Origin of the sequence: Allobosea sp. BH3 (assembly GCF_025499465.1) — a bacterium.
Lineage (GTDB): Bacteria > Pseudomonadota > Alphaproteobacteria > Rhizobiales > Beijerinckiaceae > Allobosea.
In genome coordinates this window covers 39,724-54,324 of the sequence record NZ_JAIMCA010000005.1, presented here as the reverse complement: position 1 = coordinate 54,324, position 14,601 = coordinate 39,724, and the positions used below count along the sequence as shown (strand labels likewise).

The following is a 14,601-nucleotide window of genomic DNA, read 5'->3' as shown; positions in this document are numbered from 1 at the left end:
GGCTGCGAGCGGAGCCTCGGCGATGTATCAGGCACAGACGCATGGCGTGCGCGTCAGCGCGGCGCCGCGTTTCATGGATGCGGAATCCTCACATGCGCAGGGCCGCTACTTCTGGGCCTACTCCATCGAGATCGTGAACCTGTCGGACCAGACCGTCCAGCTGATGACGCGGCACTGGATCATCACCGACGGGCGCGGCGAGGTGCATGAGGTGCGCGGCGAAGGCGTGGTCGGGAAGCAGCCTGTGCTGCGGCCGGGCGAGAGCTTCAGCTACACCTCCGGCTGCCCGCTGACGACGCCGGACGGCTCGATGCAGGGATTCTACGCCATGCAGGACGAGAAGGGCGCGATCTTCGATGTCGCGGTGCCGCTCTTCCCGCTCGACTCCCCTTACGTGAAGAAGGTTCTGCATTGACCCCCGCCAACGCTCCGGCCGGGCAGCGCTACACGCCGCTCGACATGCTCGCCCGCCTCGTCGCCTTCGACACGGTGAGCTCCAATTCCAACCTGCCGCTGATGGCGTTCGTGGAGGACTACCTCGCCGGCTGGGGCATACCTTCGGTGCGCTTCCCGAACGCGGCCGGAGACAAGGTAGCGCTGTTCGCTACCATCGGCCCTACCGACCGTGGCGGGGTCGTACTTTCCGGTCATACCGACGTAGTGCCGGTTGCGGGCCAGGCCTGGAGCCGGGATCCCTTCACATTGCATGTCGAGAACGGTCGCGCCTATGGCCGCGGCGCCGTCGACATGAAGGGCTTCGTCGCGCTGTCGCTCGCGCTGGTGCCGGACTTCATCGCGGCCGACCTGAAGACGCCGATCCACCTCTTCCTCTCCTATGACGAGGAGGTGACCTGCCTCGGCGTCGTCGACGGCATCGCCGCCATGGGCAAGACGCTGCCTCGCCCCCGAGCGGTCATCGTCGGCGAGCCGACATCGCTCGACATCGCCGATGCGCATAAGGGCATCCGAACCTTCCACACGACCATCGGCGGATTCGCCGCTCACTCCTCCAAGCCGCAGCTCGGCGCGAGCGCGGTCCATGCCGGCGCGCTGCTCGCGGCCGAGCTCGACCTGATGCAGGAGGAGGCGAAGGAACAGCCGGACGGGGGCGGCCGCTTCGACCCGCCCTATGACACGGTCCATGTCGGCTCGTTCCATGGCGGCATCGCACGCAACATCCTTGCGGACCGGGCCGAGCTGCTCTGGGAGATTCGGACCCTTCCGGGCTCAGATCCGGAGATGGGGCCCGCGCGCTTTGCTGTATCGTCGGACAAGATTCTTGCGCGCATGCGCAAAACTGCACCAAGTTCGACAATTCAGACGGTTATGAGCTCGGATGTGCCCGGCCTGGCGCCCGAGCCCGGCTCCGAGGCCGAGCGGCTCGCAATGCGGCTTTCGGGGCGAAACCACACGATCGCCGTCGCCTATGCCACCGAGGCAGGGCATTTCCAGCGCGCCGGGCTGCCGACCGTGGTCTGCGGGCCCGGCTCGATCGATCAGGCGCACCAGCCGGACGAATATATTACGCTGGAGCAGCTCGACGCGGGCGAGGCGTTCATGCGCCGGCTGATGGCCGAGTGCCGAAATTGAATGAAAAGATGGTGTCGTTCATCTTAAAGTAAATACTCTGGCTTTATGCAGTAATATATTGACCTACCTTCTTTCTCACGCGCCACTTTAAGCAACGATCAAATACCGAATTTGTTCAGCCGCTTAGGCGTCGAAGCTTACAGGGTCAGCGAATTAACCTTGCGTCGGCAGAAACTCTCCAGATAGATGCGTCGATGCATGGAAAATTCCAACAAAAACAATTGCCTGAGCGGGTAAACTTAAAAATATCGTTCCGCGGCGCAGGAACATCGTTAATCAATCCTTCCATCCGCGGCGAAGCGAAACACGCATCTCAGCTAACCTAAATAAGACACTGAGAGCGCTGCATTTTTTACGAGAACGAGCACTGTGCCGCCCGCGGCGCGGCGCGCGGCTGGCAGCCTTGCCTCAGCCTTTCGGGAGGCGCTCCGGCACGAATCCCGGGTCAACCCGGGATGACGGGGGCGTTGCAGGCCGGATCGGCTCGCTCAGGCCTCGGGCCGACCCGCCAAAAGCCTCCGGGCGGTGTAGGTCATGACCTTCACGCCACCCTGATTGAACACCTCGATGATCGAATCCACGACGGCCCGGCCACTCTTGGATGTCGGCCTGATGCCGGTGATCTCGACCGTCGCCCAGATCGTGTCGCCGACGACGACGGGCGCGTGGATCGTCTGCTGCAGCTCCAGCATGGCCAGCCCGGTGCCCTGGATCAGGGTCTGCAGGATGAAGCCCTCGATCAGAGTATAGGTCAGCGCGCCCGGCACGGGGCGGCCCTTCATCGCTGCGCCCTCATAGTCGGCGTCGATGAAGATCGCTTCCAGCATGCCCGTCACGGCGATGAAATTGACCAGATCCGTCTCGGTGATGGTGCGCCGGAAGGTCCGGAACTTCTGCCCCACCGACAGGTCCTGCCAGCAGGCGCCCTGGCCAAGGCGCGGCAACGCGTCCGTCTCGCTCATGACAGCCTTCTCCCCTGTATTGCTTTGATTTTTCATCGTTTTTCCGAAAGCGGGATACGCTTCCAGGCCGATGTTTCAGAGGCCCGCGGAGAGCCCGTCCTCGACCTCCGAAGGGTCGAAGCTGTAGCGCCGCGAGCAGAATTCGCAGGTGACGCCGAGCTGGCCGTCATCGGCGATCATGGCGCGACGGTCCTCGGGCGAGAAGCCCCGCAGCATGGACAGCACGCGCTCGCGCGAGCAGCGGCAGGCCTCATGCACCAGAACGGGCTCGAAGACGCGCGCGCCGCGCTCGTGGAAGAGCCTGTAGAGCAGGCGCTCGCTCTCCAGCATGGGGTCGAGCAACTCGTGATCCTCGACCGTCTCGACGAGCGAGCGCGCCTCCATCCAGGCATCGTCGCTGATGCCGTCCGGATCGTCCCCGGCCAGGATCTCATGGCCTTCCGGAGCATCGCCGGGATGGATGTCGGCGGCGCGCAGGCGATCCGGCGAATGCGGCATGAATTGCACGAGGATGCCGCCGGCGCGCCATTCCGGACGCCCGCCGGTCGTGACCGTGCCGACGCCGAGGCGCACGCGGGTCGGAATCTGCTCCGACTGGCGGAAATACTGATGCGCCGCCTCTTCGAGGCTCTGGCCCTTCAGCGCGACGATGCCCTGATAGCGTGTCGTGGTCGAGCCCTGGTCCACGGTCATGGCGAGATGGCCCTCGCCGAGCAGATCGCCGGTCGAGAGCTTGTCGAGCGCCATCGCCTCGACCAGCTTCGCCTCGTCGATATGGGCGACGGCGCGGAAATTGTCCGGCGCATTGAAATCGACCACCATCATCGAGATCGCGCCATCGCTCTTGGTCTGGAGCTGGAAGCGGCCTTCGAACTTCAGCGCCGTTCCCAGCAGCACGGCAAGCGCCGCGGCTTCTCCCAGCACGCGGGAGACCGGCGCCGGATAGTCGTGACGCTCCAGGATCGTGTCGATGGCCGGGCCCAGGCGCACGACGCGGCCGCGCACGTCGAGATCCGGCACGGCGAAGGGCACGACGCGATCGTCGAGCCCGACGGTGGACTTCAATTCGCCCGCGGCCATCAGGCCGCGACCCCGCCGAAGCACCAGGCGAGGATGCCCTTCTGCGCATGCAGGCGGTTCTCGGCCTCGTCAAAGACAGCCGATTGCGGGCCGTCCATGATCGCGTCCGTGACTTCCTCGCCACGCGAGGCCGGCAGGCAGTGCATGAAGATGGCGTCCTTCTCGGCGCGGTCCATCAGCCTGTCGTCGACCTGATAGGGCCGCAGCAGGTTGTGGCGCGTGCCCTCATCGTCGCCCATCGAAACCCAGCAATCGGTGATGACGCAATCGGCGCCCTCAACCGCTTCCTCGGGCCTGTGGGTGAGCGTGATCTTCGCGCCCTGCTTCTTCGCCCAGGCGACCAGCGCTGGTGGAGGCGCCAGTTCCGCGGGCGTCGCGATGGAGAGTTCGAAATCGAGCCGGCCGGCCGCGTGCACCCAGGAGGTCAGGACGTTGTTGGTGTCGCCCGTCCAGGCGATGCGCTTGCCGGCGATCGGCCCCTTGCGCTCCTGGAAGGTCATGACATCGGCCATGACCTGGCAGGGATGCTGGCGCTTGGTCAGGCCGTTGATCACCGGGACCGTGGCGTATCGGGCCATCTCGACCAGCGAGTCATGGTCGAGGATGCGGATCATGATCGCATCGACATAGCGCGACAGCACGCGGGCGGTGTCCGCGATGGTCTCGCGCTCGCCGAGCTCGATCTCATGGCCCGCGACCATCATCGGCGAGCCGCCGAGTTCGCGGATGCCGACATCGAAGGAGACGCGCGTGCGCAGGCTCGGCTGCTCGAAGATCATGGCGATGACCTTGCCTTCGAGCAGGCGGTCTCCGGCGGCGGCGGGCGTGCGACGTCGCGCCTTCATCTCCTCGCCGGCGCGCAGGATGGCGCGCAGCTCGGTCGCGGAGAAATCGGAGAGATCGAGGAAGTGGCGCGTCACGGGCGCTTCCCTTCGGCTTGCGCGGGGTTGATCGATCGAACTTATTCGGCGGCCGGACGCTTCAGCGCGTCCTCGACGGCGCTCGCGGCCCTGTCGAGCCGGGACACCGCCTCGGCGACATCCGCCTGGGTGATGATCAGCGGCGGCAGCAGGCGCACGACATTGTCGCCGGCGCCGACCACGAGCAGGCCCTGCGCACGGGCCTCGTTGACGAAATCGGTGTTCAGCGTGTGAAGCTTCAGGCCCAGCATCAGCCCCTCGCCGCGGATCTCGGCGATCACCTGCGGGTGCTTGTCCTTGAGCTCGGCGAGCGACTGCTTCAGCCTGAGCGCAATCTGGCCGACATTCTCGATGAAGCCCGGCGCCAGCACAACGTCGAGCACGGCATTGCCGACCGCCATGGCGAGCGGATTGCCGCCGAAGGTCGTGCCATGGGTGCCGAGCGTCATGCCCGAAGCCGCCTCCTCGGTGGCGAGGCAGGCGCCCATCGGGAAGCCCCCGCCGATGCCCTTGGCGATCGACATGATGTCCGGCGTCACGCCGTAGGCCTCATGCGCGAAGAACTTGCCGGTGCGGCCGACGCCGGTCTGGATCTCGTCGAAGATCAGCAGCAGGCCGTTCTCGTCGCAGAGCTCGCGCAGCAGCTTGAGGAAGCGCGCCGGCACGGAGCGCAGCCCGCCCTCGCCCTGGATCGGCTCGATCATCAACGCGGCGGTCTGAGGCCCGATGGCGGCGCGCAGCGCCTTCTCATCGTCGAAGGGCACCTGGTCGAAACCCTCGACCTTGGGGCCGAAGCCTTCGATGTACTTCTGCTGACCGCCGGCGGCGATCGTCGCCAGCGTCCGGCCGTGGAAGGCGCCTTCGAAGGTGACGATATGGAAGCGCTCGGGATGGCCCTTCGCGGCCTGGTATTTCCGCGCCATCTTGATGGCGCACTCGTTCGCCTCGGCGCCGGAATTGGTGAAGAAGACGCGCTCGGCGAAGGTCGCCTCGCAGAGCCTGCGGGCGAGGCGTTCGCCTTCGGGCGCGCCATAAAGGTTCGAGGTATGCCAGATCTTGCCGGCCTGCTCGGTCAGCGTCTTGACGAGATGCGGATGGGCGTGGCCCAGCGCGTTGACGGCGATGCCGGCGCCGAAATCGAGATAACGCGTGCCGTCGGCGGTGATCGCCCAGGGGCCCTCGCCGCGCTCGAAAGCGACGGGCGCGCGGGCATAGGTCGGCACGAGCACGGATTGGGCGGTGGAAACGGGAGCGGGGGCCATGGAACGAGAATCCTCGCGAAGGGGGCGGTGAGAACGGATTGGCGCTGACGGTTGAACGACGATCCGGGATTGATGCTGCAACCTGCAGCCGTGGTGCGACCCGGCGACGACGTTATCGTCGCACCAGGCTCCTGGCCTCTCGTCGCACCGTCATCCGCATCGTTCGGGCCTTGATCCGCAAAACATAAGCGCCGCCCGAGCGGGCGGCGTCACCTTGTGGATAAATATGCTTAAGGCGGCCGGGACTGTCAATTCAAAGCAAGCTGTGCCTGGCGCAGGCAGTGTTGCCGAAAAGATTCGCCGCGCGGCGTAATCGTCAATCGGCTGGGGAAAAGCTGTTTTCGGATTCGGCGACTCTTGTTCGCGAGTCACTGCCGCTTGTATGGTCTGCCTCGTCAGATACGACATTTCGTGCGGCGTTCCCTTGTACCGTCGGTTGCGGCAGAAACGGCTTTGTCCCTGCGACAGAAGCCGACGGTTCCGGATTCCGTCACGAAGCGCCCTCAAAGGCAGTCTCGCGAGAGGCCTGCCGGACAGACAGGTGATGCGATGAACGAAGCCGGAGCATGGACGGACGAACGCGTCGAGTTGCTCAAGAAGCTCTGGAGCGACGGGCTGAGCGCCAGCCAGATCGCCGCCGAGCTCGGTAGCGTCACGCGTAATGCGGTGATCGGAAAGGTTCACCGCCTCGGCCTTTCGGGCCGGGCCAAGAGCGCGGCCCAGCAGGCCGCACCCCGCAACGCCGCCCCGCGCAAGGCGCCGACGCGCTCGCCGAGCCACCCGATGGCAAACCCTGCCGCCGCCACCCGCGGCGCCCATGCGCTGGCCCCGAGCTTCGCCCCCCAGGCGGATGTCGAAGCCGCGCAGGAACCGGCGCCCTCCGAAGATGTGGTGATCCCCTTCTCGGAGCGCGTCACCATCATGGAGCTGCGCGAATATATGTGCCGCTGGCCGATGGGCGATCCGACGACCGCGGAATTCCGCTTCTGCGGGGCGCGCTCGCAGACCGGCATGCCCTATTGCGGCTACCACGCCCGCATCGCCTACCAGCCCGCCGCCGACCGCCGGCGCGACCGGAGCAAGGCGCGGGCCTGAGTTGAGGGCAGAAAGCTTGGCAATTATGGAAAAGCCGGCCGTGAGGCCGGCTTTTTTGTTGCCGCACTCCGTATCAATCAAATTCGATCGATTAGTACGGAGCAACCTTAAGTGGAAAGGACCTAAGGTCAGCTGTTACGTGGAGTGTCCCGATGCCAGCATTCTCGCTGTTGTCAAACATCATCAGCGCCGGCGCATGGCAGCGCTTCTCATTACCCTCCAGAGAACCCCACCCGGCATCCCTCGTCGCCCTCGCCGTACTATCGGGCCTTTCCGCCGTCCTTTTTGAGTGGACGCTTGCCGGCGAAGACCGAGCGTTTCAACTCTACGGCGTGAATTCCGTGATCGCCGGCTCCGCGATCAGCATTGCCTTGATGGGCATGGCTGCGCCACTGGGACGACGCGCCTCCGGCATCGCGATCGGACTGGGTTTGTCGATCCTGACTTCGCTCGTGTTAAGCGGCTTGGCCCTGTCCCGGGATGTCTTCCTTTTGGATTGGTCCGAGGCGAACGCTATTGCCTCGACCGGGCTTTCGTTCGCCACTCTTATTGTCGTCGTCATCTGGTCGATCGGCGCCTTTGCGACCGCACTAGGGAGTCTCGCATCCGAAGCATCGATCCGTCCGGTCGGACGCGCCATAGCTGCCGTTGTCGGCACATTCGTCGCGCTTGCCTTGCTTCCCACATGGCCGATCTTCACCGGCAAGGATTTTACCACCTCCACCGCCAACATCTGGGAGCTAATCTCTGCCGCGACGGCAGACAATGAGCCGGATCCGCGCTGGGTCCAACGTCAGGAAATCGCCGCTGCGATCGAGATGGCACAGCCCGCGGCGATGGAAGAAGCCATCGGCAACGTCGCGGCAAGACGGGAAGGCGAGGACAACATCTTCGTGCTCGGCGTCGCCGGCTCCAACACCGAAACTGTCTTCGCGACGGAGCTTCAAGCGTCCGTAGAGGTGGTCGGACACCGCCTCGGCACAACGAACAGGTCGATCCTGCTCGTTAATCCGGCGAAGACATTCCCCTCAACGCTGCCTATCGCTTCGGTCTCGAACATTTCTGCAGCATTGCGCGCCATCGGCAAGCGCATGGACAAGGACCGCGACGCGGCGTTGCTCGTCCTGACATCGCACGGCGACAAGACCGGCTTCTCACTGGCTTTCGGGAGCCTCGTGCAGCGGACACTTACGCCGTTCGCCCTAAAAGCGATGCTCGACAGCGCCGAGATCAAGAATCGGATCATCGTCGTTTCGGCCTGCTATTCCGGCGTTTTCGTGCCGGAACTCGCCGACGAGAACACGGTCGTGATCACCGCTTCATCCGCGACGACAAACTCTTTCGGATGCTCGAACGAACGCGACTGGACCTATTTCGGCGACGCCTTCTTCAATCAGGCGCTGCGAACGGCGCCGACGCTCTCGGCTGCCTTCGAAAAGGCGAAGGAACTCGTCGGCGAATGGGAGCGGCGTGACGGACTTACCTCGTCGCAACCCCAGATTCACGTCGGCGACGCGATTGGTCGGCACTTTCCGATAGTCGGGAGGCCTTCAAACTCGCCGGCCGCAAGTGCCGCGGCGGTTGCTAGCGACTGACGGTTATAGCGCTTTGCTTTCAATGATTCTGGCGCCGGCCGAGCGTCTCCAGGTGCCGGCTCCAGCGTGAGAGCGCGAAGCAGATCAGCCAGTAGATCGCGCCCGAGAAGGCATAGGCCTCCATATTCATGCCGACCCAGTTGGGGTCGGCGAGCGAGGCCTGGGCGATGCCGAGCAGGTCGAGGATCGAGACGACCAGCACCAGCGTGGTGTTCTTGATCAGCGCGATGAACTCGTTGGTCATCGCCGGCAGCGAGATGCGCAGCGCCTGCGGCAGGATGATGAGCCCTGTCGCCTTCCAGTAGGTGAGACCGAGCGCGGTCGCCGCCTCGCGCTGGCCCTTGGGCAGGGCCTGGAGGCCGCCGCGCACCGCTTCGGCCATATAGGCCGCGATGACGAAGCCGAGGCCGATCACCGCCCGCGCCAGCCGGTCGATGCCGATGCCGCCCGGCAGGATCAGCGGCAGCAGCAGCGAGGCGAGGAAGATCACGGCGATGATCGGCACGCCGCGCCAGAACTCGATGAAGACGACGCTGATCAGCCGGATGACGCGCAGCTCCGATTGCCGGCCGAGCGCGAAGAGGATGCCGAGCGGGATGGCGATGAGGCTGGCATAGATCGAGATGAACAGGGTGAGCATCAGCCCGCCCCATTCGCGCGTCTCGATGTAGCGCAGACTGAGCCCGCCCGAGAGAAGCCAGATTCCCAGCGGCGGCAGGAGAACCAGCATGGCGACGCCGAGCCTGAGGCGCAAACGCTGCGGCGCGAAGACCACCGACAGCGTGCCGAGGAGGAAGAGGATGCCGGCCAAATCGACGCGCCAGCGCTGGTCGACCGGATAGAGCCCGTACATGAACTGGCCGAAGCGGGCGCGGATGAAGACCCAGCAGGCACCGCCCGGCGCGCAATCGGCCCGGGTCGTGCCCGCCCAGGTCGCGTCGATCAGCGACCAGCGGATCAGCGGCACCGCGACCCAGGCGATGCCGAAGGCCATCACCAGCGTCAGGAAGCCGGTGAAGGGCGTGCCGAAGAGGCGTTCCCGCCAGAGGGAGAGGGACGAGACACGGTTCATCGCGTCACCAGGGCGATGCGGGCGTTGTACCAGTTCATCAAGCCTGAGACGGCAAGGCCGATGACCAGATAGACCGCGAGCGTCATGGCGATGATCTCGATCGCCTGGCCGGTATTGTTGAGCGCCGAGCCCATGAACAGGCTGACCACGTCGGGATAGGCGATAGCCGCGCCGAAGGAGGAGTTCTTCAGCACGTTCAGATACTGGTTGGTCAGCGGTGGCATCATGACGCGCAGCGCCTGCGGGATGACGACGAGGCTCAGGATGCGCCCCGGACGCAGGCCGAGCGCGCCGGCGGCCTCGGTCTGCCCCTTCGGTACGGATTCGATGCCGCCGCGCACGATCTCGGCGATGAAGCCCGCCGTATAGGTGACGAGGGCCGCCAGCAGCGCGACGAACTCCGGAATCACCGCGAAGCCGCCGCGGTAGTTGAAGCCGCGCAGCACCGGCACGTCCCAGCGCGTGGCGAGGCTCGCCCAGGCGATGGCGAGCGCGGGAATGACGAGGATCAACCCGATGCCTATGGCGAGCAGCGGCGCGTCCTGCCCCGTGCGCTCCTTGCGCCGCCGCGCCCAGACCGAGATCAGCCCGTAGGCGACCCAGGATGCGAGCACGATCAGCGCGGCCCAGCGGAGGTTGTCGACGCTGTCCGGCAAGGGGATGGTCAGGCCGCGATTGTTGAGGAAGGCGACGCCGAAGAGACCGATGCTCTGGCGCGGCGCCGGCAAGGCGGCGATGACGCCGAAATACCAGAACAGCACGAAGAAGAGCAGCGGGATGTTGCGGACAAACTCGATATAGGCGCCGGCGATGGCCGAGGTCAGCCAATGCGAGGAGAGCCGGGCGATGCCGATGACGAAGCCCAGCAAGGTCGCGAGCACGATGCCGATCACCGTCACCAGCATGGTGTTGGCGACGCCGACCCAGAACAGGCTGAAAATATTGTCGGACTGGGTGTAGCCGGTGAGGACGAAGGGCACCTCGATGCCGGAGGTGCGCCAGAGGAAGCCGAAACCGGAGGCGATGCCGGCCTTGACCATGTTCTCCGAGGCATTGCGCACGAAGAAGATCGTCAGCCCGACGAGGAAGGCCACGGCCGCGATCTGGTAGATCCAGTCGCGGACGCGCTTGTCGTTGATGAAGGACAGGGCCTTGTTCACGATGATGGAACCCTGAATCGTAGAAGACCCGCTGGCGCCTCCGTCATTTCGGGGCTTCGCGCAGCGAAGAGCCCGGACTCCAGAGCCGATGCGGCTGTCAGGAAGAGCGGCAAGCCCGACGGGTTTTCCTGTCGGACCTGCGGTTCTGGATTCCGGGCTCGCCCCTGCGGGGCGCCCCGGAATGACGGCGGGTTCCGGATTTACGCGGAACCGGCGCCCGCTCTCACTGGAAAGGCGGGGTGAAGAGCAGGCCGCCCTTGATCCAGAGCTGGTTCTGGCCGCGCTCAAGCTTCAGCGGGGAGCCCATGCCGACGGTGCGCTCATAGCTCTCGCCATAGTTCCCGACCTGCTTGATGGCGTTGTACATCCAGTCGTCGTTCAGGCCCATCATCTTGCCGAAGCCGCCCTCTGCGCCGAGCAGACGGCGAACCTCGGAGCTCTTCGAGTTCGCCTTCATCTCGTCGACGTTCTTGGAGGTGACGCCGAGCGCCTCGGCCGCGATCGTGCCGTTCAACACCCAGCGGACGATGAGCTGCCAGCGCTCGTCGCCCCAGCGCGTCACAGGGCCCTGCGGGTCGTTCGAGATCGGCTGGGTCAGGATGACGTGCTCGTCCGGCGCCTTCAGCTTGATGCGCTGGCCCGCGAGCGCGCCGACGCCAGCCGTATAGGCGTCGCAGCGGCCGGCGTCATAGGCGGCGATGGCATCGTCGTTCTTCTGGAAGTTGGTGATGGTGACCTTGAGATTGCGCTCGCGGAACCAGTCGGCGGCGTTCTTCTCCTCGGTCGAGCCGGCAGCGACGCAGACCGAGGCGCCGTCGAGGCCAGCGGCTTCCTTCACGTTGGCCGACTTGCGGACGAGAAAGGTCTGGCCCTCGTAGAAGTTGATGCCCTGGAAGTTCAGGCCGAGCGTCGCGTTGCGCGAGAAGGTGATGGTCGAGTTGCGCGAAAGCACGTCGACCTGGCCGGATTGCAGGATCGGCCAGCGCTGCTGCACCGAGGTCGGCGTGTACTTGACCTTGGTCGCGTCGCCGAAGATCGCGGCGGCCAGCGCCTTGCAGTAATCGACGTCGATGCCGCTCCATTCGCCCTTGTCATTGGCGAAGGAGAAGCCGGGCAGGCCGAGATGCACGCCGCATTCGAGATTGCCGCGCGCCTTGACGGCATCCAGCGTCGGGCTCGGTGCAAGCTGCTGCGCCTGCGCGAAAGAGATTCCGGCGGCGAGAACCGCGGCCGTGCTGAAGATTCTGATGGTCATAGTCCCGTCTCCCCGAAGCCATTGGCGGCTTTCTGTGCTGGAAACCGGACTATGCAACAGCCGGGCCGAAAGCGGTAGCGGCGGAAATCCCAATCCCTGACAGGCGCCCGAGGTCACGCCGGCCGGCTCACCTCAGGTTGCGGCCGGGGCGGCGATGCGGGCGTTCTTGCGGATGGTGTAGAGCGTCGCGCCGATCACGATGGCCGCGCCGATCCAGGTGGTGAGCGCGGGAATCTCGGCGAAGAAGAAGAAGCCGGTGAAGCTCGCCAGCAGCAGGCGGCTGAAATCGAGCGGCGCCAGCGCCGCCGCCTCGCCGACCTGATAGGCACGGGTGATCAGCCACTGCCCGGCGGTGCCGAACAGGCTCAGCACGGCAATCCAGAACCACTGGTTGGCGGTCGGCGCCTGCCACCAGGCCCAGGTCGGGATGGCGAGCAGGACGATGAGCACGGCGCCCTGGTAGAGCAGGATCGTGTCGGTGCGCTCGCTCGCCGCGAGCTTGCGGACGCTGACCGTGATGCCGGCGCCGCAGACCGCGCCGAAGACGGCCAGCAGCGCGTAGATGTCGAGCCCGTCGCTGCTGGGACGCAGCATGATCAGCACGCCGACGAAGCCGATGATCGTCGCGGCCCAGCGCCGGCCATCGACCCTTTCCTTCAGCACGATGACGGCGGCGATGGTGACGAAGAGCACCTGGCTGAAGCCGATTGCCGTGGCCTGTGCCAGCGGGATCTTAACCACCGCCGTGAAGCCGGCCAGCATCGACGCCAGCGTGAAGACGCTGCGGGTGATCTGCAGTCCGAGGCGGTCGGTATGCAGGGCCTGGCGCAGGCTGCCGGCGGCGAAGGCCAGCAGGATCATCGTCATGATCACCTGCCGGATCAGCAGGATCTGCACGAGGGGGATGGCCTGGCCGACATGCTTGATGCCGGCGACCATCACCGCATAGACCAGCATCGCACCGAGCATGAACACCGAGCCGCGCAGATTGGGGCTCGCGCCGCGCCACCAGTGCCGGAATTTCCGGGTGAGCCGGCCCGGCGCGGCCGAAACCGCGTTGTCGGGCAACCGTTGCGAAGCTGCCGGAGACGCATCGGATGCGGTGGCGGAAGATGCAGTGCTGGAACCCGGGGGCGCGATTGCGGCCGGCTCCTGCCAGGCCGGAGCCTCAGCCTCAAACCCCGAACGGCTCTGCCGCCCGGCCTGCCTGTCCTCGCTCATCGCCCCAACCATCGCCCGGCCTCAAGAGGGGCCGGATCAGCGCTTCTTCCCTTGCCTCTTTCATCGGCGAAGCGCCGCAGCGCGGCCAGTGGGACAGGCACATGGCGGGGTTGTGCCGATGGCGCGGCCGATGGCCGCGCTCAAGGCCGAACGGCAGCAAGCCCACGCGCGAGCGCTTCCGCCAGGGCGGCGCTTTGACCGTCGAGAAAGGCCGCTCCGTCGATGCGCTGACGATCACCGGCACGGATCGCCCCGAGCCGCCCGACCAGCGCCGCTGCGAAATCGGCGGGCGTTTCGGCGAGGGTGAAGTTGGCCGGCAGCGCCGTGAAGCCACGGCAGGAAAGCGGCGTCGCCACGGCCGGCATGCCGAGCTGCATCGCCTCGATCGTCTTGAGCTGGACGCCGGTGCCCGCCCGGCTCGACAGCGCGACGATCCGGCAGGAGCGGAGGAAGGCGTCGGCAGCCGGCACGCGGCCGACGAGCGCGACATGGGGCGGCGCCTGCAGATCGGCCGGCAGCCGGCCGGCGACGGCAACGTGCAGATCCGCCGGCAGCAGCGGGCAGACTTCCCGCAGGAACCAGTCGAGCCCGACCCGGTTCGGCTCCCAGCTCCAGGTGCCGATCAGGCCGATATCGAAGGCCGGCGGCGCCTCCGGCGCGCCCTGCGGCAGTGCTTCGCCGCACCCCGAGAGCAGCGGCAGCACGTCCGACTTGCCTTGCCCGGCCGGGCCGAGCGCCTGCCTGTCTTCCTCGGACAGGGTCCAGACGAAGCGCGCCTCCCGCCAGAGCCGGCGCTCGATCTCCTCCAGCAGCCGGGCCTCGCGGGCGAAGAGCCAGCGGAGCAGCGGGTTGCCTGCGTAGGCGGCGCTCTGCCGCGCGGATGCATGCTCGATATTGTGCTCGACGAGGATGCAGGGCGCGAGCTGGAGCAGCTCGGGAAAGGCGCCCGGGAGCATGACGGAATTCAGGACGATGGCATCGAAGGGTCCATGCGCCTCGACCGCTTCGACGAGGCGTCCGGCGCCGGCCTGCCGCAGCTTGGCACTGGCGACCGGAAGCCGGAAACGGAAGGCCGCCGCGAGCCATTCGAGCCTTCGCGCCAGCGGGACCACCGCATTCTCGATGTCGACCTCCGCGACGACAACGGCGGCCTCCGGATCGGCCGGAACTTCGCCCGGCCGGACGAAGCCGATCGCCAGGACGTCGTGACCGGCGGCACGCAAAGCCGAGAGGATCGCCGCATTGGCGATCTCAAAGCCGGTATCAGGCCGGGCAACCGGGATGAGCGAGGTCAGGAAAGCGAGGCGCAATGACGGAGGCTCTGGAGCGGATGCGTTTCAGTCTCCCCATTGTCACGACAGGTCAAGCGCCAAGGGAAACCATGCTAAA

General features: G+C 66.0%; 13 protein-coding genes. 4 read left to right on the top strand and 9 right to left on the bottom strand.

Annotated features, from left to right (window positions below):
* The first annotated feature begins 22 nt into the window (after positions 1–22).
* Both apaG and argE read left to right on the top strand, forming a co-directional pair.
* Positions 23–415 (top strand): Co2+/Mg2+ efflux protein ApaG, encoded by a 393-nt coding sequence (apaG, locus tag BoBH3_RS16895; protein ID WP_262332541.1) that lies wholly within the window; start codon positions 23–25, stop codon positions 413–415.
* Positions 412–1,590 (top strand): acetylornithine deacetylase, encoded by a 1,179-nt coding sequence (gene argE / locus BoBH3_RS16890; RefSeq protein ID WP_262332008.1) that lies wholly within the window; start codon positions 412–414, stop codon positions 1,588–1,590. The genes apaG and argE overlap by 4 nt, the downstream gene beginning before the upstream one ends.
* Positions 1,591–2,078: 488 nt before the next feature.
* Here argE and BoBH3_RS16885 read toward each other — a convergent pair whose 3' ends face one another.
* The 4 genes from BoBH3_RS16885 to BoBH3_RS16870 form a co-directional block, all read right to left on the bottom strand.
* Complete coding sequence (locus BoBH3_RS16885) at positions 2,079–2,552, bottom strand: MaoC family dehydratase (RefSeq protein ID WP_262332007.1); 474 nt, start codon at positions 2,550–2,552, stop codon at positions 2,079–2,081.
* 75 nt (positions 2,553–2,627) lie between these two features.
* Complete coding sequence (locus BoBH3_RS16880; protein ID WP_262332006.1) at positions 2,628–3,632, bottom strand: Hsp33 family molecular chaperone; 1,005 nt, start codon at positions 3,630–3,632, stop codon at positions 2,628–2,630.
* Positions 3,632–4,552, bottom strand: a complete 921-nt coding sequence (gene argF / locus BoBH3_RS16875; protein WP_262332005.1) for an ornithine carbamoyltransferase — start codon at positions 4,550–4,552, stop codon at positions 3,632–3,634. The genes BoBH3_RS16880 and argF overlap by 1 nt, the downstream gene beginning before the upstream one ends.
* A gap of 41 nt (positions 4,553–4,593) precedes the next feature.
* Positions 4,594–5,814, bottom strand: coding sequence for an aspartate aminotransferase family protein (locus BoBH3_RS16870; protein ID WP_262332004.1), 1,221 nt, complete (start codon positions 5,812–5,814; stop codon positions 4,594–4,596).
* Between the two features lie 549 nt (positions 5,815–6,363).
* On the opposite strand from BoBH3_RS16870, the gene BoBH3_RS16865 reads away from it, so the two are divergent.
* Together BoBH3_RS16865 and BoBH3_RS16860 are read left to right on the top strand one after the other, a co-directional pair.
* The gene (locus BoBH3_RS16865; RefSeq protein WP_262332003.1) at positions 6,364–6,909 is read left to right on the top strand and encodes a GcrA family cell cycle regulator; all 546 of its coding nucleotides are present in this window, start codon (positions 6,364–6,366) and stop codon (positions 6,907–6,909) included.
* 152 nt (positions 6,910–7,061) lie between these two features.
* Positions 7,062–8,504 carry a C13 family peptidase gene (locus BoBH3_RS16860; protein WP_262332002.1) on the top strand — a complete coding sequence of 481 codons (1,443 nt, stop codon included), beginning with the start codon at positions 7,062–7,064 and terminating at the stop codon, positions 8,502–8,504.
* 19 nt (positions 8,505–8,523) lie between these two features.
* On the opposite strand, the gene BoBH3_RS16855 is transcribed toward BoBH3_RS16860, so the two are convergent.
* From BoBH3_RS16855 to BoBH3_RS16835, 5 genes are all read right to left on the bottom strand, one after another.
* Positions 8,524–9,576 (bottom strand): amino acid ABC transporter permease, encoded by a 1,053-nt coding sequence (locus tag BoBH3_RS16855; RefSeq protein ID WP_262332001.1) that lies wholly within the window; start codon positions 9,574–9,576, stop codon positions 8,524–8,526.
* Entirely contained in the window at positions 9,573–10,736 is a 1,164-nt protein-coding gene (locus BoBH3_RS16850; protein WP_262332000.1) for an amino acid ABC transporter permease, read from the bottom strand. Before BoBH3_RS16850 ends, BoBH3_RS16855 begins: the two co-directional genes overlap by 4 nt.
* A 223-nt stretch (positions 10,737–10,959) precedes the next feature.
* Positions 10,960–11,991 (bottom strand): amino acid ABC transporter substrate-binding protein, encoded by a 1,032-nt coding sequence (locus tag BoBH3_RS16845; RefSeq protein ID WP_262331999.1) that lies wholly within the window; start codon positions 11,989–11,991, stop codon positions 10,960–10,962.
* 132 nt (positions 11,992–12,123) lie between these two features.
* Entirely contained in the window at positions 12,124–13,059 is a 936-nt protein-coding gene (locus BoBH3_RS16840; RefSeq protein ID WP_262331998.1) for a DMT family transporter, read from the bottom strand.
* A gap of 293 nt (positions 13,060–13,352) precedes the next feature.
* Positions 13,353–14,522, bottom strand: coding sequence for a glycosyltransferase (locus tag BoBH3_RS16835; protein ID WP_262331997.1), 1,170 nt, complete (start codon positions 14,520–14,522; stop codon positions 13,353–13,355).
* Positions 14,523–14,601: the final 79 nt, after the last annotated feature.